The organism is Flavobacteriales bacterium (genome assembly GCA_021296215.1).
GTDB lineage: Bacteria > Bacteroidota > Bacteroidia > Flavobacteriales > ECT2AJA-044 > ECT2AJA-044.
Genome location: JAGWBA010000007.1, coordinates 19,489 through 41,083 on the forward strand (window position 1 = coordinate 19,489; position 21,595 = coordinate 41,083).

Here is a 21,595-nt window from a genome sequence, read left to right on the forward strand (position 1 = left end):
CGTCAAAGTTGTTAATCGGCCCGTAGGGCCACAATACGGCATCTGTCGTATTTTGATTAACTTTGATGTACATACATCTATAAAGTCATGAGCGAGAACAACAGTCGAAGAAGCTTTTTGCAGAAGATGGCGGCCATAACGGCCGGATCGGTCGTTGCGGGCCGAAGCACTTTTGCCCACAACGAAAAAAAAGAAGAAAATATGCCTCCAGTAGTTCGCAGCGTACGCGCCTTGGGATTCCAATGGCAAACGCAGGACCCCTTTTTATTTTGCGTACATCACGAAGATTTTTTTTCCGAGGGAAATTCAGAATTGGGACCGGATAAGCAGCTCTTACAAGGGCGAAATATAGGGTCTGACTTCTTGGTGAAAGACGGTTTCCGCATGTACCACGGGACTTCGGTTCCGGGCTTCCCGGGACACCCCCACCGAGGCTTCGAAACAGTTACGGTTGTACGTGAAGGATTCGTGGATCACAGCGATTCGGCCGATGCTGCGGGTCGATACGGGAACGGCGATGTGCAATGGATGACCGCGGGTAGCGGGTTGCAGCATGCTGAGATGTTTCCGTTGATCCATCCGGATAAAAAGAATTCCATGGAGTTATTCCAGATTTGGCTGAACCTGCCGAAAAAGGACAAGATGGTGGAGCCCCACTTCAAGATGTTGTGGGCCGAGCAGATTCCCGACATCGACCACACCGACGACAACGGAAAAACCACGCGCATCGAGGTGATCGCCGGGGCTATCGGTGCTTATACCGCTCCGACCCCACCTCCAAATAGTTGGGCCGCGCAAGACGAGCACGAGGTCGGCATCTGGAATATCCGCATGGAAGCTGGAGCTGAATACTTGCTGCCTGCGGCAGGAAGTGGGGCCAACCGTACCTTGTACTTCTATAAGGGAGACGAACTAACCGTGCACGATACAGAGGTGCCTCATTACCACGCCGCCGATGTACAAGGCGACAAAGCCATTAAGCTCACCGCCGGAAATAAAGAATGTCGGATTCTGGTGCTACAAGGTCGCCCGATCAGTGAGCCCGTAGTGCAACACGGACCGTTCGTGATGAATACGCGCGAAGAAGTGCAACAGGCCTATATATAGGCTATCAGCGGACGCGCTTCGGGGGTTGGCCGTGGGATCGAATTGATCCGGTGCACGACCGCAACCCGGATCGTTTCACAAGACACGCCGACGGTCGGGAAAAGTTTCCCGGTTAACCTATAAAATTCGTTTTTGATTCTACAGACCTCTGGCGCCTTCCTACGGGCCAGGGCTCTTTTGTATTACCTAGGTAGAAAAAACCGAGGAGGCGATCTTCGGGTCGTAGGCCGAAATCCTCTTTCAACTGATCTTCGTAGGTGAGTCCACCCGAATTCCAGTAACCCGCTACTCCGAAGGCACTTGCTGCGATCCACAAGTTCTGCACGGAACAAGCGGTGGCCATAACCTCTTCTTCGGCCGGAATCTTGGGGTTATCACCTCGCTTCATGGCAATCACTACCAAATGACTGGTGAGCTGAAGACGGTGTCGGAGTTTGTCGGCCTTGACTTCCGGAATGGGTACTCCCGATTTTTCAGACATCGCCTCGAGGATGCGGTCCCCGAACTCGGTCATGGAATCGCCCGAAAGAACGAAGAACCTCCAGGGTTCTGTATGCCCATGGGTTGGTGCCCAGTTAGCCGCTTCGAGGATCTTATTGATGATCTCGGCGGGAATATCAGTGCCGTCGAATTGTTCGGGCTTGACAGTGCGGCGATGGCGGATGAGCTCTAAGGCTTGCTCGCCGCGCTCAGTGGTGTAAGACATGTTCCAGTATGTGTTCTGCGGTTTCTTCACGTGTGGCCGATCCAGTCTCAAGGATCCAATCGGCCTGTGTGTAGTAACGCTCGCGTTCGCGCAAAAGATCGCGAAAGCGGTCCTTCCAATCATCTCCCTGCGCGATCAGAGGCCTTGCTTCGCGTTGATTGGCTAATCGCCCGATCAATACTTCGGGATCGGCTTTGAGGTAAATAGTGAAAAAATGCTCTTTGAGTAAGGCCCAACGGTTGGCGTCGCACGGCGCTCCCCCACCCAAAGAGATCACGAGCGGAGCCTGCTCCATCCACAACTTGATGTTTTCCTCTTCTAGATGCCGAAAATAGGGTTCGCCGTTGTCGGCAAAGATCTCCCTAATAGGCTTTTGCTCGTGTTGCTCTATCCATAAGTCGAGATCGACCCACGGCCACTGAAGTTTTTCGGCGATCAAGTGCCCGATGGTGGACTTACCACAACCCATCGGCCCGATAAGTGCCAGGGGCTTTACTGTTGGCATTTTTCCTTCGATAGACAATTAATGGAATTCTCAATTTTATTCTTAATTGGCCATGAACCATGATGTCCCGTCCTGATTTTGGTTGAACCACTGAAGTTCCGAAATTTCGATTAACGATTAACTTTCTTAATCAAACATTCAACCAATCAACCAATCAACTACTCTAAGCTTTAAGCTCTAGACTATCAGCTCTAAAAATAACCATTTCCACCCACCAACTACAGTGACCCATGAACCAAAACCGCGAAAATCGGGTTACGTTAAAAAATCTGGCCGCGGGACTTGCCCCTTTTCAGAGCAGTCGTATATTTGCACTCCCAAATCGGGAATGACTCGGTAGCTCAGCTGGTAGAGCAACGCCCTTTTAAGGCGTGGGTCCTGGGTTCGAGCCCCAGCCGAGTCACAAAAGAGGGTTGTCACAAGCAGCCCTTTTTTATTGAAGGTTTAATTACCTTTGTGCTGCCTGCCCACGTGGTGGAATTGGTAGACACGCCATCTTGAGGGGGTGGTGTCCCTAGGACGTGCTGGTTCGAATCCAGTCGTGGGCACAACGAAAGCTCTGAGTCGCACTCGGAGCTTTTTATTTTTAGCTTTACCCCATGCGCATCGACATCATCACCGTACTGCCCCAACTCCTCCGAAGTCCCTTCGAGGCGAGCATCCTCAAGCGCGCCCAAGACAAAGGCCTCGTTGAGGTGCATGTTCACGATCTCCGCCAATATGGGTATGGAAAACACCGGCAAGTCGACGATTACCAATACGGTGGCGGTGCCGGAATGGTCATTATGGTTGAGCCCATTGCGAAATGTATTAACGCCCTGCGGGCGGATGTGGATTACGACGACATTATTTATATGACTCCTGACGGTTCAACCCTGAACCAAACGATGGCCAATGAGATCTCGCTTAATGAGAACATCATCATTTTATGCGGTCACTATAAAGGAGTCGATCAACGAGTACGCGATATGTTCGTCTCGCGCGAAATATCCATCGGCGATTACGTGCTTTCGGGTGGCGAATTGGCCGCTGCGGTTCTGGCCGATAGCGTCATTCGCCTGTTGCCCGGTGTATTGAACGACGAAACCAGCGCGCTGAGCGACACCTTCCAGGACAATCTCCTCGCTCCCCCCGTATATACGCGTCCGCCTGATTTCGAAGGGCATAAGGCGCCCGACATCCTCCTGAGTGGCGACCATAAAGGCGTCGAACTATGGCGTCACGACCAGGCCGAACAGCGCACTAAAAAACTACGTCCCGATTTGTGGAAAAAAGGACATAACGAGTAGTTCAATTCGTAAATATTTCGTAATATTGCGCCCTGTTTTACGACACCCTAAAGAGTGACAGACATGGATTTAGTGCAGTACGTCAACGACGAATTAGTAGCCAAGAATGATCTCCCCGACTTCAAAGCCGGAGATACGATCACAGTATATTACACCATCCGCGAGGGTGCTAAAACGCGTACGCAGTTCTTCCGCGGTACCGTTATTCAGCGTCGTGGAAGTGGCGCCACCGAAACCTTCACCATTCGCAAAATGAGTGGTAACGTCGGTGTAGAGCGTGTTATGCCAATCAACTCACCCGCCATCGAGAAGATCGAGGTGAACAAGCGTGGAGTCGTGCGTCGTGGACGGATCTTCTACTTGCGTGCGCTTACCGGTAAGAAAGCGCGTATCAAAGAGCGTAGTCACTTAGAAAGAATTTATACATCGACGAGTAACAAAGCCATCCGAAAACGGGTGGCTTTTTTTATGTGGCTAATGGCCAATGCCTAATGTGGCCAATGGCTCTCTGCTCTCTGCCAACTAAAAATTGAGAATCCGAAACACCGTTCTCCGGTTCTTTGCGCGGCCCGATTCGGTTGAATTGTCCGCCACGGGTTTCGTGGAGCCAAATCCTTTATAATCGAGGCGAACTGCTTGAACTCCCTGTTCAATGAGTTCTAAATACACCGCTTCAGCCCTATTTTTTGACAAAGTCATATTGTCCGAGCTATTACCCACATTATCGGTATGACCTTCGATGCTGACGTGAACGGTCGGATTCTCGAGCAAGAACGCTGCAAACTCGTCAACGATCAACCGGCTTCTGGTGTTAAGCTCGAAACTGTTCGTGGCAAAGTTGATGTCGTTGATCTCGTACTCCCCCCCTACTTCGATCGGACGAATATCCATATTCACCTCTTCGATATCTTCCATTTCTTCATCCGCGGCAATGAATTCACTCTGAAAGGCGTATCCCTCCTTTTTTACCGTCACGATCAGATCCTCATCCTTAGGACGACGCACTACGGCGGCATATCTACCGTCTGAGTCCGTTTTAAAGGTTTGTATCTCTTTCGTTTCCAGGTTCTTGATCTCTATTCGAGCCTCGCGGACGGGTTCGCTAAACTCGTCGCTGAGATTTCCGGTGAGCAGCATTACCTTGTCGGGGCGGGCCGTTGTGGGCAGGTTAAAACTATATACATCCCAGCCGCCAATGCTTTTGAGTTCGTTTGAAGCAAAATAGGCAGTAGCTCCGTCCAGGCTCACGAATAATCCAACTTCGTCTTGCTCTGTGTTGATGGGGTAACCGATGTTTTTGGGATGGTCCCAGTCGTCCGAACGCTCCTGGCTGTAGAAAATATCGAACCCGCCAAAGCCCAAATGTCCTTCCGAAGCGAAATACAGCGTACGGCTATCACTGTGTATAAAGGGTGATTTCTCGTCTCCCGGAGTGTTGATCTTCGGCCCTAAATTGTAAGGAGCTCCCCAGCTTCCGTCTTCTTGCCGATCACTGCGCCAAAGGTCGAGTCCTCCTTGGCCGTCTCCACAGTTACTCGTGAAGAAAAGGACATCTCCATTGGCCGTTACACTGGGTTGCGAATCCCACGCGTTAGGCAAGTTCACGTTCTCCACAGGTCTAATTTCCGTCCAGAACCCATCGTCCCGAAGGGACCAATAAATATCGCAGTTGTTTTGACCATTCCCCGTGGGCGAGCAAACCGTGAAATACAGTTCGTTGTTGTTGGCCGTGATACTGGGTCCGCCTTCGTTATCGCCCTGATTGAATGGAAATGGCAGTGTTTCGCCGGGCATCCAGCGATCGCCTTGCTTCATGGAACGCGTAAATTCCTCTACATAGGTAGCCGTGAGCATGGTCTTTTCTTTCTTCTGATACCTCCTGGTGTAGTAAGCCTGCGAGCCATCAGGGGAAATGATCGCCAAATACTCGTCGCCAGGCGTGCTGATTCCAGGCACAGACTTAGGATCATAGGGTACCGGATTGTTCATTAAAAAGGCCAAGTTTTTGGTAGAGCCGAGTAAATCGGCTGTTTCGTCCCGATCGGCCTTGTATTCGAACGACAGTTTCAGTGCTTTTTCGAAGTATCGTTCGGCCAACGGATAGTCGTAGTTCTGAAGGGCGAACATCCCTAAATGATGATAGGTTTCCCAGTTGATGTCCGGACAATCTTCGATAGCCAGCTCCAAATGCTGACGAGCAATGTTATATTTCTTTAACCTCCAACTGATCTCGCCGAGGTAGTACCGTGCTTGGGGATATCTTTCTTCTTTCTGCAAGGCCTCCAGGAACAGGGTTTGCGCCGCCATGGGGTGTCCGGCCAAAAGCTCTTCCTTGCCCTCTTCGTAAAGCTTTTCGGCTTTCTTACTTACCTCCCACTCGCAGTCGAGCCGCGGTTGAGCAACCGATAGTGACAGCGACAGCACTAGCGACAGACTTATAAAGGACTTGAGCCTTAGCGTTGGCATTAGCTTTTGATTAGTCGGGTGTTGGTGTTAACAGTGTATATATAACGCCGGAAGCTCATATTTATTCAAGCTCTCCCTCGGTGCTTGCTATGATCGTTGAAACCGTGGCATCGCCGGTAACGTTCACCACCGTTCTACACATATCCAAAATCCGATCTACCGGAAAAATGATAGCGATCCACGCCGGGTTTAATCCGATCGATTCCAGAACGATGCTCAACATTACGAGTCCGGCCGAAGGAACCGCAGCACTCCCGATACTGGCCAACGTGGTCGTAAGTACAATGGTCAACTGTTGCGTCACGGTCAAGTCGACCATGTGAAACTGAGCCAAGAAGATCACTGCCACAGCCTGGTACAATGATGTTCCATCCATGTTCACCGTGGCCCCAATGGGCAAGACAAAACTGGTCACCTTTTCACTTACTCCCAGATTATCTTGAACGCATTCCATGGTCACGGGTAAGGTCGCCGCGCTTGAGCTCGTTGAGAAAGCTAATATTTGAGCTGCCCCTATAGAATTAAAGAACTCGCGATAACTGCGCCGCTTTACAATCACCATCATGACGAAAGGATACACTACAAAAATCATTATAGCCAAACCCAATACCACGGTCAAACTATACCATCCGAGCCCTTTGAAAATCTCGATCACAGCACCAAGGTCATTCCCTGCCATTTCGCTCAACTTACCGGCCAAAAGCGCAAAAACGAAGAACGGCGCTCCTTTCATGACGATATCGACCATTTTCAAGAATACTTCGTTGGATCCGTTGATGAAGTCGATCACCGGCTTGGCCTGATGTGGCGGAATGTACAGTAAGGTCACCCCGAAAAAGATCGAAAAGAAGATTACCTGCAGCATGAGGCCGTTGTCGTTCAATGAGAAAAAGATGTTGCTCGGCACCATATCGACCACGAACTGCAAAGGTCCGGCATCCTTGGTCTTCCTGGCGCTTTCCATCTCGCTTTGAACGGTGCTGTTTTCAGCTAGAGCTTGATCTTCGGCCCGCAGGGCCTGCTTTTCTTCCTCGGTCAAATTCTGAAGCAAGTTACGGTCGTCGAGTTTATCGACTCCCTGCGTTTCAACCACCCACAGTTCGTATCGAACGCGATTGCTGCGGCGCTGACCTTCGTCGACCAGCTTGCCCGGCTTAATAGTGTTCACGAGGGTGAGTCCAATAGTAATGGCAAAAACCGTGGTAACGAGGTACGCAACGAGGGTTTTGATGCCCATACGCCCCAGACTCGATGTGTCGCTTAGCCCACTAATGCCGCTGATGATACTGAATAACACCAACGGAACGGCAATGAGTGTCAATAAGTTGATGAAAATAACTCCGAATGGATCGATCCAGTTCAGCGTGAATTCGCTCCAACCGAGCACACTCGACATAACGGCCCATATGATTCCGGCCACAAGGCCAATAATGATCTGCCAATGCAAGGCTAACTTGCTCATATTCTGCTACTTCTATTCAATAAATAGTGATCGGCTACCGCCAGGGCCGCCATGGCCTCCACGATAGGCACAGCGCGAGGAACCACACAGGCATCGTGCCGCCCCTTACCTTTCACCGTTACTTCTTCTCCACGTTCATTAATACTTTGTTGATCCATCATGAGCGTTGCCACGGGCTTAAAGGTCACGCGGAAGTAAATATCCTGCCCATTGCTGATCCCGCCTTGGATCCCGCCCGAAAAGTTGGTTTCCGCACCACCGCCTTCCACGAATTTATCGTTATGCGCACTTCCGCGCATTGCGGCGGCATCGAATCCGCTCCCGATCTCAAGCCCCTTCACCGCATTTATACTCATCATCGCCTTGGCCAAATCGGCGTTCAGCTTATCGAACACCGGTGCTCCTAATCCGGCCGGAAGCCCGCGAATCACTCCCGATATCACTCCGCCCACCGTATCCCCATCCTTCCGAACGGCCTTGATGTGCTCTTCCATGAGCCCAGCGGTCGTCTCATCCGGGCAACGGACATCGTTGGTGTATCGGAGGTCCAAATCGAGCTCTTGGAAACCCTTATCGAGTTTCACCTCTCCCACTTGACTCACATAGGCTGCTATTTGTGCCTGCGGCACGATTTGCATCGCCAAGGCACCGCCAACCACTCTGCAGGCGGTTTCGCGCGCCGAGGAACGTCCGCCCCCGCGGTGATCGCGCATGCCGTACTTGGTCTGATAGGTAAAGTCGGCATGTGAGGGTCGGTAGACCTCTTTGAGGTGATCGTAATCCTTGGATTTAACATCGGAATTGCGAATGATGAAGCCAATGGGCGTACCGATAGAATATCCTTCGTAAATACCGCTCAGAAACTCTACTGTGTCGCTCTCTTTCCGCTGAGTCGTCAATGCCGACTGCCCTGGCTTACGACGGTCGAGCATTCTTTGCACGGCGTCGAGGTCGAGCTTCACCCCGGCCGGAAAATTATCGAGCATACCACCGATCGCCAATCCGTGACTTTCGCCAAAAGTGGTCAGTTTTAAGTGATGCCCGTAGGTATTTCCAGCCATAGTTGGCAAATATAAAGGTTTAGCCTCAACATTAGCTCCCGCAACATCAGTCGAGAAATTCTTAATGCTTAATTCTTAATGCAAAACCACGGGTATATTCGAAGCGGTAGGTATTATCAACTGCGAATCATGAGAGGCCTAGTAGATTATATTTGCAATTTTATAATTGACGCATTTCCCCAATTAAAAATTGAGAATTAAAGATTAATAATTCGAAGAACTAAATTGCACCCTCGCTCAACCACTAACACATGAAGACCTTATTCAAGAACATACAATCTCTATTACTCGTAGAAGAAGAACCCACTCGCTGGGTGGCCGGATCCGACATGCGAACCTTACCGCATTTGAACGACGCGTGGCTGCTCGTTGAAGGCGATAAGATCGACTCGTTCGGTGGTATGGACACCGCTCCAAACGCGGCCGACGAGGTGATCGATTGCACCGGAAAAGTAGTGATGCCGGCGTGGTGCGATAGCCACACCCACCTCGTATATGCCGGAAGTCGCGAAGGAGAATTCGTGGACAAGATCAACGGGCTCAGCTACGAAGAAATAGCCAAACGAGGTGGTGGTATCCTCAACAGCGCACAGAGGCTGCGCGACACCCCTGAAGACGAGCTCTATGAACAAAGCGCTCGACGTATGGGCGAGATCATTACCATGGGAACCGGTGCTGTTGAGATCAAGAGCGGCTACGGACTCACCACGGAATCAGAACTCAAAATGCTTCGCGTTGCCCGCCGCTTGCAGAAGGAATTTCCACTGGCCGTAAAAACGACCTTTCTAGGCGCACATGCTTTTCCGGCCGAGTATCGCGAAAACCGCGAGGCTTATGTCGACCTGGTGATGAACGAGATGGTTCCGGCCGTGGCCGAAGAGAAGTTGGCCGACTACATCGACGTGTTCTGTGACAGAGGGTTCTTTACTCCCCAACAAACAGAGCGCATATTGGCCGCCGGAGCCGAATACGGGCTCGCCCCGAAGATCCACGCAAACGAGCTCGACTTCTCGGGTGGAATTCAAGCCGGAGTTAAATATGCAGCTCGTTCCGTTGATCACCTCGAGTGTACCGGCGACGCTGAGATCGACGCATTGCTCAGTAGTGAGACCATGAGTACCTTGCTTCCATCGACGGCCTTTTTCCTCGGTATGGAGTATCCACCGGCGCGAAAAATGATCGATGCAGGATTGCCCGTGGCCTTAGCCAGCGACTACAATCCAGGATCGAGCCCATCGGGTCGAATGCCCTTCATTCTATCGCTCGCCTGTATAAAAATGAAGATGCTCCCCGAAGAGGCGATTCAGGCCGCAACCCTTAACGGCGCCTATGCCATGGGGCTCGAAGCTACTCACGGCAGTATTTGTCCGGGCAAGCAAGCCAACCTAATCGTCACGAAAAACGTGAACAGTTATAGTTTTCTGCCGTACGCCTTCGGTGCCAACTGGATCGAAAGCACGTACGTCAACGGAGCCCGTTTATATCATGACCTGGACTGACCACTGGAGACCGTTCACATCTGAGGACGCCGCGACATGCACATCCGCCCGCGAGGGCGAAATCAAAATCGGGCAACGCGTTCAATGCGCCGACAGCGGGATCCTCGAAAGCCTAGAGGCTTCGAATGCTCGCTATGTGCTGTTGGGTATTCCGGAGGATATTGGAGTGCGCGCCAATGGCGGTAGACCGGGTGCAGCCTACGGCTGGAAGGCCACACTTCCGCATTTCATGAATGTGCAGAGTAATGAGTACCTGGACGGCAAGGAGGTGCTGGTGCTCGGAACGCTCAACACCGCCGAATGGATGAAGACCTCGCAAGGGGTATCCGTCGATCGACTGCGAGAGCTCACGGCCAAGATCGATGCCGCCGTTTGGCCGCTGATCGAAAAGATCGCCGCGCTGGGCAAGGTCCCGATGGTGATCGGCGGCGGACATAACAACAGCTATGGCTGTTTGCGTGGAGTTTCTCAGGCTATAGGACGCCCCATCCACTGCGTCAATGTTGACCCACACGCTGATTTCCGTAGTCCTGAGGGGCGGCACAGCGGCAACGGGTTTCGGTACGCTCGCGATGAGGGCTATTTAGAGCAGTATTCGGTCTTTGGGCTACACGAAGGTTATAATTCGGCCGAAATGCTTTCGCTGTTGAAGAGGCCCGGTAAATCTTGGTGCCTAAGTTTTGAGAACGTTTCATTTGGGCGGTTGCCCATGATCGATCATTGGGACGAGTTGTGGAGCCGGTTTGGAAGCGAAAAGGTCGGACTCGAGATCGATGTGGACGGAATTACCGATTTCCCGTCGAGTGCCGACACGCCAAGTGGATTCACGCTAAACGAAATACGCCAGATGTTGCTGGCACTAAAAAATAAAGATGCCCGCGTGGCTTACCTGCATATAGCCGAAGCGGCACCTTCGTTGGTGGCCGGATCGGACCGTAAAGTGGGACGTTCGCTGGCATTCTTGCTGTGTGATTTTATTAAAAGTGGCGCCGGAAGGCATTAATGCGAATTGAATATCTTTGCCAATTACGAATGAGCTGATATGATCTCTGAAAAGAATATACGTAACCTACTCTCTTCCTTATTTCTCCTTTTCTCCGCGGCGTCGCTAATCCTGCCGCAGGCAGTGAACTACGATTTCCGCGGAGCGCAGTTCACCTTTACCTGGAATGGGGGTACCGCTAGCCCGGTTTGTGGCGATAATGCTTTGACCTTCGACTATACCGATACTACATCGGTAGATTCGCTTTACTGGGATTTTGACGATGCTTTGGCCGGTACGGCCAGCTATGGTGCAGGTATTCCAACAATCAGCTATCAGTATTTGAATGCGGGTACCTACAACGTATCCGTTACCGGATACGACTTAACCGGCACACAAGTCGGGTCAACTTCGAATACTTTTGACCTGGCCTTAACCCCTCCCACTCAAACGCTAACGCCCGACATTTGTGCAAATGGAACAGTCCTGCTCGATGCTACTCAACCTTTTAGTACGTATAGCTGGAATCCGCCCAATGCCGGAGCAGCTACCTACACGGCTACGGCACTCGATACGGTCGTCACCTGTACGGTGACCAATATTTGCGGTTCGGGGACCTTGACCTTCAACCTGAATCACATCGATACGGTTTCAGTGAGTATTGCCGACTTTGTTATTTGTCCGGGAGACGTGATCCCCATGCTCAATGCCATTCAGCCCGCTAGTGCCGGTCCGGTGACATACCTTTGGTCGAGCGGTTCAACGGCATCAACGGATACCATTACTACCCATGGTACATATTCAGTTACGGTGACTAATGCCTGTGGCTCGGATACCGCAACCTTTGTGGCCACTACGCCTCCACCACTGACGGTGGACGTGGGCCCCGACACCTTGATCTGTCAAGGTCAGTCGTACACCATTACGGCTACGACCAATCAGCCCAACGTACAATACCAATGGATGGGGAATCCGAACAACGGTGGAACCACATTTACTGTGAACTCGGGCGGAACCTACTTCGTGGCGGCCACGAATGACTGTGAATTCGTTTACGACACCATCGTGATCGATCAACCTCAGTCTTTCGTTTTGGACCTCGGCGACGATACCATCATTTGTACCGGGGATCAAATCGTGCTCGATCCGGGATTGAGTGGAGCGCCCTACCAATACATTTGGGACGATAACTCCACCGATACTATTCGTATTGTAACCGGACCGGGCACCTATTACGCTGAGGTTATGGACAGCTGCTCTACTCAGTTCGATACCATTGTGATCACTAGTCCGCCTCCGTTTACCGTGGACCTCGGACCTGATGGAACGTACTGTTCCGCAGATAATATTACTTTGGATCCGGGCGTGAGTGGCCCTGGTTATACCTATTTGTGGCAAGATGGATCAACATCGTCTACCTATAACGTATTAGACGTTGGAACCTATTCCGTCATCGTTACGGACGAATGTCAGAGTATTTCCGATGACGTTACCTTTACGCCATTTACAGGCTTCACTGTAACACTCGGAAACGACAAGGTCATTTGCGACGGTCAGAGTTTCCAGCTCCAGGCTTCGTTCCCAGATTCTGACTACCTCTGGCAAGACGGAAACACTAATTCTACTTACACCGTTTCCGGACCGGGTGATTACTATGTGACGATCTTCAACATTTGTGACACGGTAACAAGTGACACTGTAAATGTAGAAGTGGATCCATGTGCTTGTAACATGTACGTACCGAATGCCTTTACACCGAACGTTGACGGTAAAAACGAATTCTTTAGGCCCGTAACGGACTTTTCGAGTTGTGTCGTTCTCGAATACGAAATGCGCATTTTTACTCGGTGGGGACAGGAGATCTTTTACTCAGACAACATTGCCGAAGGGTGGGACGGAACCTTTAACGATGAATACTTGGTAGACACGGTATACTTCTATGAAATCATTTACAGTATTCGAAATCAAGGAGAATCGCGAATCAAACAGGACCGATTGTCCGGTAATATTTTCATGATCCGATAAAATGGCCAATGTGATTCAACTGCGCGTGAAGCCTGTGGTGGCGGCTACGCCGGAGCAGTTGGACAAAGCCGTTTCCAATGCTTTGGGCCTACGGCCCGATGAACAACTTCCACCCTACCGAATCGACCGTCGTAGCATCGATGCTCGAGGTCGCTCCGTTTGGATCAATCTAAAATTACTCGTCCAAGAACCCGGTGAAACACTAGCGCCGAGTACTTTTGAGCCTATAGCTCAGAACGTCTCGAACGCTCCCGAAGTCGTGATCATCGGTGCGGGTTCGGCCGGATTATTCGCTGCGCTCGAACTCATTGAATTCGGATTGCGTCCGATCATACTGGAACGCGGAAAAGACGTGCGTGCGCGTCGGCGCGATTTAGCCGTGTTGAACAAGGAGCACATCGTGGACCCCGATTCAAATTACTGTTTTGGAGAGGGAGGCGCCGGAACCTACAGCGACGGAAAGCTCTATACGCGATCAAAGAAACGAGGTGATATCGCCAAGGTACTTGAGTTGTTGGTAGCCTTTGGGGCTCCCGAAGATATTTTGATCGATGCGCACCCGCACATCGGAACAAACAAATTACCCAAGGTCATTACGGCCATCAGGGAGTTCATTGAAGAGTGTGGTGGCGAAGTGCGGTTTGGTGCTCGGGTCGAAAGCTTCCGGGTGAAGAACGGCAAGTTGGAAGGCGTAATAGATTCGGGCGGAACCCTTCATGCCGCTAAGGCATTTATACTCGCTACAGGGCACAGTGCGCGCGATATTTTTAGCCAGCTTCACAGGCAGGGAATTCTCATTGAGATGAAGCCATTTGCCCTGGGGGTGCGCGTTGAGCATCCGCAGGTGCTGATCGATTCGATCCAGTACCACTGTGATGTGCGTTCGCCGTACTCGCCGCCGTCGTCGTACGGTTTGGTGCATCAAGTGCGAGAGCGGGGCGTGTATTCGTTTTGTATGTGTCCGGGCGGAATCATTGCTCCGTGCGCCACGGTGCCGGGTGAAGTGGTGACGAACGGCTGGTCGCCCAGTAAGCGGAACAACCCTTTTGCGAATTCGGGCATCGTAGTGGAATTACAGCCGGCCGATTTCAAGAAGTACGCGTCGGAAGGGCCGCTGGCGGCAATGGCCTTTCAGGCCGCGGTAGAACAGCGCTGTTGGGAAGCCGGCGGAGGCACACAATCCGTACCCGCTCAGCGTTTGACCGATTTCGTGAACAAACAAGCCTCTACCGTTTTGCCGGCTTCCAGTTATCAGCCCGGAACCACGGCGAGCGAACTCAATGAGGTGCTGCCGGAATTCGTATCGGACCGTTTGCGTGCGGGATTTTCGGCCTTCGGTAAAAAGATGAAAGGTTATTTGACCTCGGAAGCCGTGGTCCACGCCACAGAGTCGAGAACGAGCTCACCGGTTCGCATCCCGCGCAACCGCGAAACCTTGGAGCACCCTGAAGTGGCCAAGCTGTACCCGTGCGGTGAGGGAGGCGGTTACGCGGGCGGAATCGTATCGGCGGCTATGGACGGGCAAAAAGTCGCAAGAGCCATTCGCGCAGCGGTTAGTAAATAACTATCTTGGAGTAAAATCTACTCCAATGAAAAAACTCCTACTTGTCTTACTCCTTGCTCCAGCGGCGCTGTGGGCTCAGGAGAGTGATCGCGAAGCCGTGATGGAAACCATTAACTCAGCCTATTTGGAAGGGATCACCAATGAGGGCGATGCCTCAAAGATCGACGCCGGATTTCATACTGGCTTTAACATTTTAGGCTATAACGCAAACAACGACCGGGTGTGGGAGTTCCCAATATATTATTGGAAACCCGCCGCCATTGAGAATGCCGAGGACGGTTCAAACGAAGAACGCGGACCCGTTCGATTCGAGTATCCATTGGTTGACATCACCGGCAATGCCGCCATCGTCAAGGTCGAGTACTTCATCGGTGACCGGCATGTATACAGTGACTATTTGAGTCTTTACAAGTTCAAAGATGGCTGGAAGATCGTTTCCAAGATTTTTTATCAACACCCCGAAGAATGAAAGCAATAGAAGCTAGAACTGTAATTGAAGAAGGGCTCGATCGAATGCGATCACTCGACGCCAACCAACAGCCCGCATTCGGCGTGATGAGCGCAGATGATATGGTGCGTCATTTGATCGGAAGCTTGGAACTCACCTTTTACGAAGATCCTATCGAGTTGGAAATTCCGGAAGATAAGGTGCCCAAGGCCTACGCCTTTTTACACAGTGATCATCTTATTAGACCCGGAGCGAATCAACCTGCCTTTTACCATGAATTGAGTGCGCCCTCAGACCAAGAAGAATTCGACCGGTGGGTCGAAAAACTGCGATTCCAATACGATCGTATGGCGACACATTTAGATACGGCACCGGACGACTGGAGCCATGCACATCCGAAGTTCGGGACATTGGACAAGGAGATGTGGTGGCTCTTTCAAGGAAAACATTTCTATCACAACATGAGTCAATTCGGACTTTTTCCGCGTTTAGAAGTGTGGGAAGGAATACCTGAATAAACATGCCGGACAAACCCCGCATATCGATTCAGTGGGGTCGTTTTTTTCCGATCCAACTGTTGGCACTGCATTTTAAGCGGAGTTTGATACTGTTGCTGTTTTGGATCCTGTTGGTTGGTTTCGTAACAGAGAACTTCGCAGACGCCTATGGCATTCCCCTACTCTTTCTGGCCCCCGAGTATTTGGGCGAAGTTGGGCTATTGTCTTTCTTCATGTCGGGTTTGTTCGCGGGGCTGTTTTTCATGGCCTTTCACGTAAGCACTTATATCTACTACAGCCACAAGTTCACCTTCTTGGCCACGCTGGAGCAGCCTTTGTATCGCTTCAGCATCAACAATTCGCTCCTACCGATCTCGTACACGCTGGTCTTTTTATACTACAGCTTTAACTATCAGACCGGTGAGGAGCGTATTGAGACAGCCGATGCACTTTTGAATCTATTGATGTGGATACTGGGGGTGGTGATCAGTATATCGGTCACCTTTACTTACTTCTTCAGTACTAACCGAAACCTGTTTCGCGGCCTCGAAGAGTCCCTTGAGCGTCCACTGAATCTATTGGTCAAGCGGGCCGGTGATCCGAGGGTGGTTTTCGACGATACGCGAACCCAATACTACATGCGCAATTTCGTAACCCTTCGCGTGGTGCGGCCAACCGATCATTATCCGAGAAGGATTCTCATTCAAATCTTGGACAAACATCACCGAAATGCGGCCTTCTTCATTTTGGCTTTGTTCCTTGTGATCATAGGGTTCGGGTTCTTGCGCGAGCAGCCGTGGGCTAATATTCCTGCCGCAGGCAGCATTTACCTTTTATTCACGCTTTACCTGATGTTTACCGCGGTATTGCACTCTTGGTTCAAGAGTTGGTATGCTTTCGGTATTGCTTTGGTTTTTATTGCCATTCAGTTTTTATCGCAGTTTGCCTTGTTTGAAAAGGTGAACCACGCATTTGGACTTGACTACAATGCCGACCCCATTCCCTATCGGTTCGAGCAACTCGAGCGCTTGACCAGTGACAGTATCTATACCTACGACAGAAATCAGGAACTGAGGACCCTGCGTGCTTGGCGGAGATCTACTCAGGAGCGGAAACCGAAACTCGTTATCATCAATACTTCGGGTGGTGGATTGCGATCTGCGTTGTTCACTTTCGAAATGATGGGGCAGCTCGATAGCTTGAGCGAGGGAAAATTCTTTAGGCACACGAGATTGATCACAGGTGCCTCGGGCGGAATGCTGGGTGCGGCATACTACAGAGCGCTACAGTTAGAGGGAATTCAGGACTCCTTAGGTCCGACCGCGATTCGGGAGCGATTTAGCTCTGATTTATTGAATCTGATCGTGTTCGGCTTAGTCACCAATGATCTGTTTTTCAACACCCTGCATTGGCACGAAGGTGATCAGGTGTATAATAAGGATCGCGGATTCTCCTTTGAGCAAGCGTTGCACGCCAATACGCATGGGATACTTGACGTTCCGTTGTCCTACTATCGAGATCCTGAGATCGATGCGGAGATTCCGAAAATGGTCTTTTCCCCTATCCTTGTGAACGATGGCCGTAGACTGAATATTTCGAGCAGCCCTACCTCCTACTTGTCATTAGTGGGGCCTAGCAACGATAGACCCGAATTTCACGATGGAGTTGAGTTTCTACGTTTCTTTGCGAATCTGCGAGCCGATAGCCTTCGGTTCAGTTCCGCTATTCGGATGAGTGCGTCATTTCCGTATATAACTCCGTTGATCAATTTGCCCAGTGATCCGGCCATGGAGCTCATAGATGCAGGGGCTCGTGATAACAACGGATTCGAATTAAGCCTGCGATACGTGTATCACTTTAACCAATGGCTCGAAAGGTACACGAGTGGAATAATATTCGTGCGATTACGAAGCGATGGGCTTAATGACACCCGTATTCGGGACGAAAGAAATCGCGGGGTCATCGAAAACTTGTTCAACCCTGTGAGTGGAGTCATTAAAAGTTTCGATAACATGCAAGATTTCAATCAGAGTCAGTTACTGTTGCTTGCAGAAGAATGGTGTGATGTTCCGATGGATGTGATCGAGCTAAACCTCTTTGAGGAAGAAGAGGCCGTTAGCTTGAGCTGGCATCTTTCGCAATCTGAGAAAAAGCAGGTTCGCGAAGCACTTCGATCGGAAGAAAATCAACAGAAAATAAAAGGGCTGCTTCATTTGTTGAAATGATGGCTCAGTAGCTTCTTCGGAATAGCAAAGTCGACTTGTCAATCTGCGTATGAGGTCCCTAAGGTCGACTTTTCTAAATTTCATTATTTAAGGCTTAAGACCGGAACAATTGGATAGATTTGTTCTGGTCTTAAGCCTTGTTTATTGATGACTCTACTAAGTAATGATACCTGTACATCTTTATTTTTCTTGGCTAAGTGGGTCAGTGTGCTTTCATCGATGTAGTTATCGATTAATACAATGCTTGATTTCGCTGAGCGGATAATTTTAGAAGCCAATTCATAAGCATCAAATACTTGTCCGTTAAAAAACACACCCTGGGTGGGGATGTTGTCTTCGCTCTCTAAGGCTTTAAATACTTGCTCAAATTTTTGGTCGCTTTCTGCCAATTTTCGTTCTACGCCATCCATGCGTTGTAAAAGTCCACTATGGTTGGCTATAAGCTTTCGCATTTCGACAAAGGCATTGATGATTTGGATACTGACCTTGATGGCTGTTTCACTGCGCAAAACAGCGGAAAGCATGGCCACACCCTGCTCGGTAAAAGCGTAGGGATTATTGGATGAATGTTTCAGCGTTTCGAACCGGTCGCAATTTGCGACCGGTTCATTCTTTTCGCCTTCAGTAAGCTGAAAACGAAATGATTCAGGGAATCGCTCAATATTTCTTTTGACTTGCTCATTCAATCTTTTTACTTCAACCTGATACATCTCGGCCAGGTCACGATCAATCATCACCTGATTGTCCCGAATGGAGAATATGGGGCTTTCGATATGCTTTTGCGAAATGGCCAACTCTTTACTCATATCAAATCCGAAATTGAGTTTAAGATTTCTGCACTTTCATCATCCAAAGCTTTTATTTCTTTCAAGATTTCGTGTGGTTGGCGCAGTGGTGCTGCTTCTGGGGTATTTGGATTCTTCACACTTAGATCAAACGTGCTTTGGTCAACATCTTTGATATTCACTGTCCAAGAGTTACAGCTATCCCCAAAAGTCTGTTGCAATTCCGTAAATTCAGTCAAATTTTTTTCATTGAACGGATTGGTCTTGCCCAAATTTCGGTCGAGGTTCAATTGATAAAACCAAACCTTTTGTGTGGGCTTGCCTTTTTCAAAAAACAGCACTACGGTTTTCACACCTGCACCCGTAAAAGTGCCGCCTGGTAAATCCAAAACGGTGTACAGATTACAGTTTTGCAAGAGTTCTTTCCGCAGAGCAATACTGGCATTGTCGGTATTGCTTAAAAATGTGTTTTTAATCACCACACCTGCCTTGCCGCCTGCTTTCAGAATTTTAATGAAATGCTGGAAAAAGAGCGAGGCGGTTTCACTGGTTTGAATCGGGAAGTTTTGCTTGATCTCTGCTCGTTCCTTTCCGCCAAATGGGGGGTTGGCAAGCACCACATCATAGCGGCCTTTTTCCTGTATGTCGGCCACGTTTTCGGCAAGCGTGTTGGTGTGCACAATGTTGGGCGCTTCCACACCGTGCAAAATCATATTCATAATGCCAATGATGTAAGCCAATGATTTTTTCTCCTTGCCGTAAAAGGTTCGTTTTTGCAAGGTTTCCCATTCTTTGGTACTGAGTTCTTTTCCTGATTTCAGATAATCGAACGCTTCACACAAGAAGCCCGCAGAACCCACGGCACCGTCATAAATTTTGTCGCCAATCTTTGGGTCAACCACTTTTACAATGGTCGTAATGAGCGGTCGGGGCGTGTAGTATTCGCCACCGTTGCGCCCTGCATTGCCCATGTTTTTGATTTTGTCTTCATACAGATGGCTCATTTCGTGTTTCTCTGCATGGGTTCGGAAACGCAACTCGTCAATGCGGTTAATCACTTCACGTAAATTGTAGCCGCTTTGGATGCGGTTTTTCAATTCGCTGAAAATCTCGCCAATCTTGTATTTAATGGTATCGGCATTTTCGGCATACAGTTTGAACTTTTTGAGGTAGGGAAAAAGCTTGCCGTTTACAAAGTCCAAAAGGTCGTCTCCTGTCTGGGCGTTGTGATCAATTCTTGTGGTGAGCTTAGTCGAACCATTTCCATTAGCCAATTTGGGAGCAGCCCAAATACTCCATTGGTATTCCCGGTCAATTATTGGGGTGTAGGATTTTCCTGTGAGTTCAGCAGAAGTGGCTCGGTCACGTTCCAAGTCGTCCAAGTATTTCAGGAATAACACCCAAGAGGTTTGCTCCACATAATCTAGTTCACTTCCACAACCTGCATCTTTGTGGAGTATGTCGTCTATATTCTTAAAAGTCTGTTCAAACATGAATATTTATAGTTTCATTTTTCTATTTAAAACACTCACTAATAACCTTTTAACGGTTTCCATTTCATCGGCCTTACCGGCGGCCACAAACAAGGTCAAGCTAGCCAATGCCTCATTGCTAATGATCGTCTGGCCGTTATTAATGTGCAGCAAGTCGTTTTCTTCTAAAAACAATAAAAAGCAAGCGGCAGCAATACGCTTGTTGCCATCTACAAATACGTGGTTCTTAACAATGAGGTATAGGAGCATGGCCGCCTTCTCTTCAATGGTGGGATACACACTGATCACCAAAGCCCTGCCGTATTTGATTTATTGCACTGGAAAATCCACCGTCCTTTTCCTTACCAAAAACATCCGAGTGAAATTCTTCTCGCATTTGATTCACTAAAACTATATAGGCCTCTAAATCAGGATAACTAGCCTGCTTGGTGTTTAGACCTTTATCATCTAAGCGCTCATGATCGTAGTCATCGAGCAGCTGCAAGCCTATGCTGAATTGTTGCAACCAGGCAAAGCTTTTATTATCAGAGGCTTGTTCTTCAATGACTCTGCTTAAAATCCGAATTCCATCGTGGAGCACCTGAATTTCTTTGTTCTTTTGGGCTAATCGTCTTTCGTTGATAGCTACGCCCTCAATCAGATAGTCTTTTAGGCGTTGAGTGGCCCACTGTCTGAATTGAGTACCACGTTTTGAATTCACCCTGTAACCAACTGAAATTATGGCGTCTAGGTTGTAATGCCTGATGTTTCTTTTCACATTCCTCTTCCCCTCCTTCTGAACTACCGAGAAAAGCTCGGTAGTTGAATTTTCATCAAGCTCCTGGTCGGAAAAGATATTTTTCAAATGAAGACCAATCGTATCAGAGTCCTTATCAAAAGCTCCGACATCTGCTTTTGACTTAGCCAAACCGTGTCATTATCAAATCTTACCTGGACAATGATTTGATCATTTTCTGTTTTAAATATTTCGAGTTGGTTCTCCCTCATTTCAACGATAAACCCATATTTTTTGCGACAACTTTGATAGTATCCTTAGCAACATTCTCGCCTTGGATCAGCTCTTGTACTTTGTCGGCAAGCCAAGCTGTGAGCAACCGGTCTTCATCTGCTTTAAATAATTCAGCAAACTTTGGAATCCACTCTCTTCGTGCTTTACGCTCTCCCCGCTCTATATTACTCAACATGGGTGAGTCGATTTCCAAGAAAGCTGCCACTTCTCGTTGCATCAAACCGCTATCCTTTCTCAACGCCCGCACCATATTTCCAAATAAGCTCTCCATATACATAATGAGACTTGTCAGTAATTCACCAAATCTAACCCATTTGAACTTAATTCAACCATTGAAATCTAAAAGAATCAATAAAAAGCCTCCAGTCTGAAAATCGAGCTATTCGAAATTTTAGAATAGTTGGAACTAATCCCTTGTGAGTTCATGTAAAAAAACCAAATTCTGCTATCCCTACACAGAACCTGAGCACCC

17 protein-coding genes, 2 tRNA genes and 2 pseudogenes are annotated in these 21,595 nt (G+C 49.3%); 12 read left to right on the plus strand and 9 right to left on the minus strand.

Annotation, left to right across the window (positions count from 1 at the left end):
* The first annotated feature begins 87 nt into the window (after positions 1–87).
* Positions 88–1,223, plus strand: a pseudogene (locus J4F31_02065) (pirin family protein).
* Here the strand turns inward: J4F31_02065 and J4F31_02070 are convergent.
* Both J4F31_02070 and J4F31_02075 read right to left on the minus strand, forming a co-directional pair.
* On the minus strand, positions 1,220–1,813 hold the full coding sequence (locus tag J4F31_02070) for a nitroreductase (protein MCE2495365.1): 594 nt from the start codon (positions 1,811–1,813) through the stop codon (positions 1,220–1,222). The pseudogene J4F31_02065 and the gene J4F31_02070 sit on opposite strands and share 4 nt — an antisense overlap.
* Positions 1,797–2,318, minus strand: coding sequence for a shikimate kinase (locus tag J4F31_02075; GenBank protein MCE2495366.1), 522 nt, complete (start codon positions 2,316–2,318; stop codon positions 1,797–1,799). The genes J4F31_02070 and J4F31_02075 overlap by 17 nt, the downstream gene beginning before the upstream one ends.
* A 330-nt stretch (positions 2,319–2,648) precedes the next feature.
* On the opposite strand from J4F31_02075, the gene J4F31_02080 reads away from it, so the two are divergent.
* From J4F31_02080 to rplS, 4 genes are all read left to right on the plus strand, one after another.
* Positions 2,649–2,721, plus strand: a tRNA-Lys gene (locus J4F31_02080).
* 62 nt (positions 2,722–2,783) lie between these two features.
* Positions 2,784–2,866, plus strand: a tRNA-Leu gene (locus J4F31_02085).
* A gap of 51 nt (positions 2,867–2,917) precedes the next feature.
* Complete coding sequence (trmD, locus tag J4F31_02090) at positions 2,918–3,607, plus strand: tRNA (guanosine(37)-N1)-methyltransferase TrmD (GenBank protein MCE2495367.1); 690 nt, start codon at positions 2,918–2,920, stop codon at positions 3,605–3,607.
* Between the two features lie 63 nt (positions 3,608–3,670).
* Positions 3,671–4,099, plus strand: a complete 429-nt coding sequence (gene rplS, locus J4F31_02095) for a 50S ribosomal protein L19 (protein MCE2495368.1) — start codon at positions 3,671–3,673, stop codon at positions 4,097–4,099.
* A 30-nt stretch (positions 4,100–4,129) separates the two neighbouring features.
* On the opposite strand, the gene J4F31_02100 is transcribed toward rplS, so the two are convergent.
* From J4F31_02100 to aroC, 3 genes are all read right to left on the minus strand, one after another.
* Positions 4,130–6,073, minus strand: coding sequence for a PD40 domain-containing protein (locus J4F31_02100; GenBank protein ID MCE2495369.1), 1,944 nt, complete (start codon positions 6,071–6,073; stop codon positions 4,130–4,132).
* 61 nt (positions 6,074–6,134) lie between these two features.
* A complete protein-coding gene (locus J4F31_02105; protein ID MCE2495370.1) occupies positions 6,135–7,535 on the minus strand; it encodes a dicarboxylate/amino acid:cation symporter in 1,401 nt (466 codons plus the stop codon).
* A complete protein-coding gene (gene aroC, locus J4F31_02110; GenBank protein MCE2495371.1) occupies positions 7,532–8,596 on the minus strand; it encodes a chorismate synthase in 1,065 nt (354 codons plus the stop codon). The genes J4F31_02105 and aroC overlap by 4 nt, the downstream gene beginning before the upstream one ends.
* A gap of 251 nt (positions 8,597–8,847) precedes the next feature.
* Here aroC and hutI point away from each other — a divergent pair, with 251 nt between their 5' ends.
* Genes hutI through J4F31_02145 form a run of 7 tightly spaced genes read left to right on the plus strand, consistent with a single transcriptional unit; the run spans position 8,848 to position 17,836 of the window.
* A complete protein-coding gene (gene hutI / locus J4F31_02115) occupies positions 8,848–10,095 on the plus strand; it encodes an imidazolonepropionase (protein ID MCE2495372.1) in 1,248 nt (415 codons plus the stop codon).
* Complete coding sequence (locus J4F31_02120; GenBank protein MCE2495373.1) at positions 10,082–11,098, plus strand: formimidoylglutamase; 1,017 nt, start codon at positions 10,082–10,084, stop codon at positions 11,096–11,098. The genes hutI and J4F31_02120 overlap by 14 nt, the downstream gene beginning before the upstream one ends.
* 39 nt (positions 11,099–11,137) lie before the next feature.
* The gene (locus J4F31_02125; protein ID MCE2495374.1) at positions 11,138–13,102 is read left to right on the plus strand and encodes a gliding motility-associated C-terminal domain-containing protein; all 1,965 of its coding nucleotides are present in this window, start codon (positions 11,138–11,140) and stop codon (positions 13,100–13,102) included.
* A gap of 1 nt (position 13,103) precedes the next feature.
* Positions 13,104–14,666 (plus strand): FAD-binding protein, encoded by a 1,563-nt coding sequence (locus J4F31_02130; protein ID MCE2495375.1) that lies wholly within the window; start codon positions 13,104–13,106, stop codon positions 14,664–14,666.
* Positions 14,667–14,691: 25 nt separating this feature from the next.
* Positions 14,692–15,135: a nuclear transport factor 2 family protein gene (locus J4F31_02135; GenBank protein MCE2495376.1), complete on the plus strand. Its 444-nt coding sequence runs from the start codon at positions 14,692–14,694 to the stop codon at positions 15,133–15,135.
* Positions 15,132–15,632: a hypothetical protein gene (locus J4F31_02140; GenBank protein MCE2495377.1), complete on the plus strand. Its 501-nt coding sequence runs from the start codon at positions 15,132–15,134 to the stop codon at positions 15,630–15,632. The genes J4F31_02135 and J4F31_02140 overlap by 4 nt, the downstream gene beginning before the upstream one ends.
* A 2-nt stretch (positions 15,633–15,634) precedes the next feature.
* Complete coding sequence (locus J4F31_02145) at positions 15,635–17,836, plus strand: hypothetical protein (protein ID MCE2495378.1); 2,202 nt, start codon at positions 15,635–15,637, stop codon at positions 17,834–17,836.
* Between the two features lie 83 nt (positions 17,837–17,919).
* Here the strand turns inward: J4F31_02145 and J4F31_02150 are convergent, their stop codons facing one another.
* The 4 genes and pseudogenes from J4F31_02150 to J4F31_02165 all read right to left on the minus strand — a co-directional run bounded on the left by J4F31_02150 (position 17,920) and on the right by J4F31_02165 (position 21,394).
* Entirely contained in the window at positions 17,920–18,642 is a 723-nt protein-coding gene (locus tag J4F31_02150) for an ORF6N domain-containing protein (protein ID MCE2495379.1), read from the minus strand.
* Entirely contained in the window at positions 18,639–20,114 is a 1,476-nt protein-coding gene (locus J4F31_02155) for an N-6 DNA methylase (protein ID MCE2495380.1), read from the minus strand. Before J4F31_02155 ends, J4F31_02150 begins: the two co-directional genes overlap by 4 nt.
* Before the next feature lie 6 nt (positions 20,115–20,120).
* A pseudogene (locus J4F31_02160) lies at positions 20,121–21,101 on the minus strand (virulence RhuM family protein).
* Positions 21,098–21,394: a helix-turn-helix transcriptional regulator gene (locus J4F31_02165; GenBank protein MCE2495381.1), complete on the minus strand. Its 297-nt coding sequence runs from the start codon at positions 21,392–21,394 to the stop codon at positions 21,098–21,100. Before J4F31_02165 ends, J4F31_02160 begins: the two are co-directional and overlap by 4 nt.
* Between the last annotated feature and the right edge of the window lie 201 nt (positions 21,395–21,595).

Bases quoted from the DNA above. Each gene is read 5' to 3' on its own strand.
- aroC (MCE2495371.1), bottom strand. From the start codon at position 8,596: ATGGCTGGAAATACCTACGGGCATCACTTAAAACTGACCACTTTTGGC.
- J4F31_02125 (MCE2495374.1), top strand. From the start codon at position 11,138: ATGATCTCTGAAAAGAATATACGTAACCTACTCTCTTCCTTATTTCTC.
- J4F31_02145 (MCE2495378.1), top strand. From the start codon at position 15,635: ATGCCGGACAAACCCCGCATATCGATTCAGTGGGGTCGTTTTTTTCCG.
- J4F31_02140 (MCE2495377.1), top strand. From the start codon at position 15,132: ATGAAAGCAATAGAAGCTAGAACTGTAATTGAAGAAGGGCTCGATCGA.
- J4F31_02070 (MCE2495365.1), bottom strand. From the start codon at position 1,813: ATGTCTTACACCACTGAGCGCGGCGAGCAAGCCTTAGAGCTCATCCGC.
- J4F31_02105 (MCE2495370.1), bottom strand. From the start codon at position 7,535: ATGAGCAAGTTAGCCTTGCATTGGCAGATCATTATTGGCCTTGTGGCC.
- J4F31_02120 (MCE2495373.1), top strand. From the start codon at position 10,082: ATGACCTGGACTGACCACTGGAGACCGTTCACATCTGAGGACGCCGCG.
- J4F31_02150 (MCE2495379.1), bottom strand. From the start codon at position 18,642: ATGAGTAAAGAGTTGGCCATTTCGCAAAAGCATATCGAAAGCCCCATA.
- hutI (MCE2495372.1), top strand. From the start codon at position 8,848: ATGAAGACCTTATTCAAGAACATACAATCTCTATTACTCGTAGAAGAA.
- trmD (MCE2495367.1), top strand. From the start codon at position 2,918: ATGCGCATCGACATCATCACCGTACTGCCCCAACTCCTCCGAAGTCCC.
- J4F31_02135 (MCE2495376.1), top strand. From the start codon at position 14,692: ATGAAAAAACTCCTACTTGTCTTACTCCTTGCTCCAGCGGCGCTGTGG.
- rplS (MCE2495368.1), top strand. From the start codon at position 3,671: ATGGATTTAGTGCAGTACGTCAACGACGAATTAGTAGCCAAGAATGAT.
- J4F31_02100 (MCE2495369.1), bottom strand. From the start codon at position 6,073: ATGCCAACGCTAAGGCTCAAGTCCTTTATAAGTCTGTCGCTAGTGCTG.
- J4F31_02155 (MCE2495380.1), bottom strand. From the start codon at position 20,114: ATGTTTGAACAGACTTTTAAGAATATAGACGACATACTCCACAAAGAT.
- J4F31_02075 (MCE2495366.1), bottom strand. From the start codon at position 2,318: ATGCCAACAGTAAAGCCCCTGGCACTTATCGGGCCGATGGGTTGTGGT.
- J4F31_02130 (MCE2495375.1), top strand. From the start codon at position 13,104: ATGGCCAATGTGATTCAACTGCGCGTGAAGCCTGTGGTGGCGGCTACG.
- J4F31_02165 (MCE2495381.1), bottom strand. From the start codon at position 21,394: ATGGAGAGCTTATTTGGAAATATGGTGCGGGCGTTGAGAAAGGATAGC.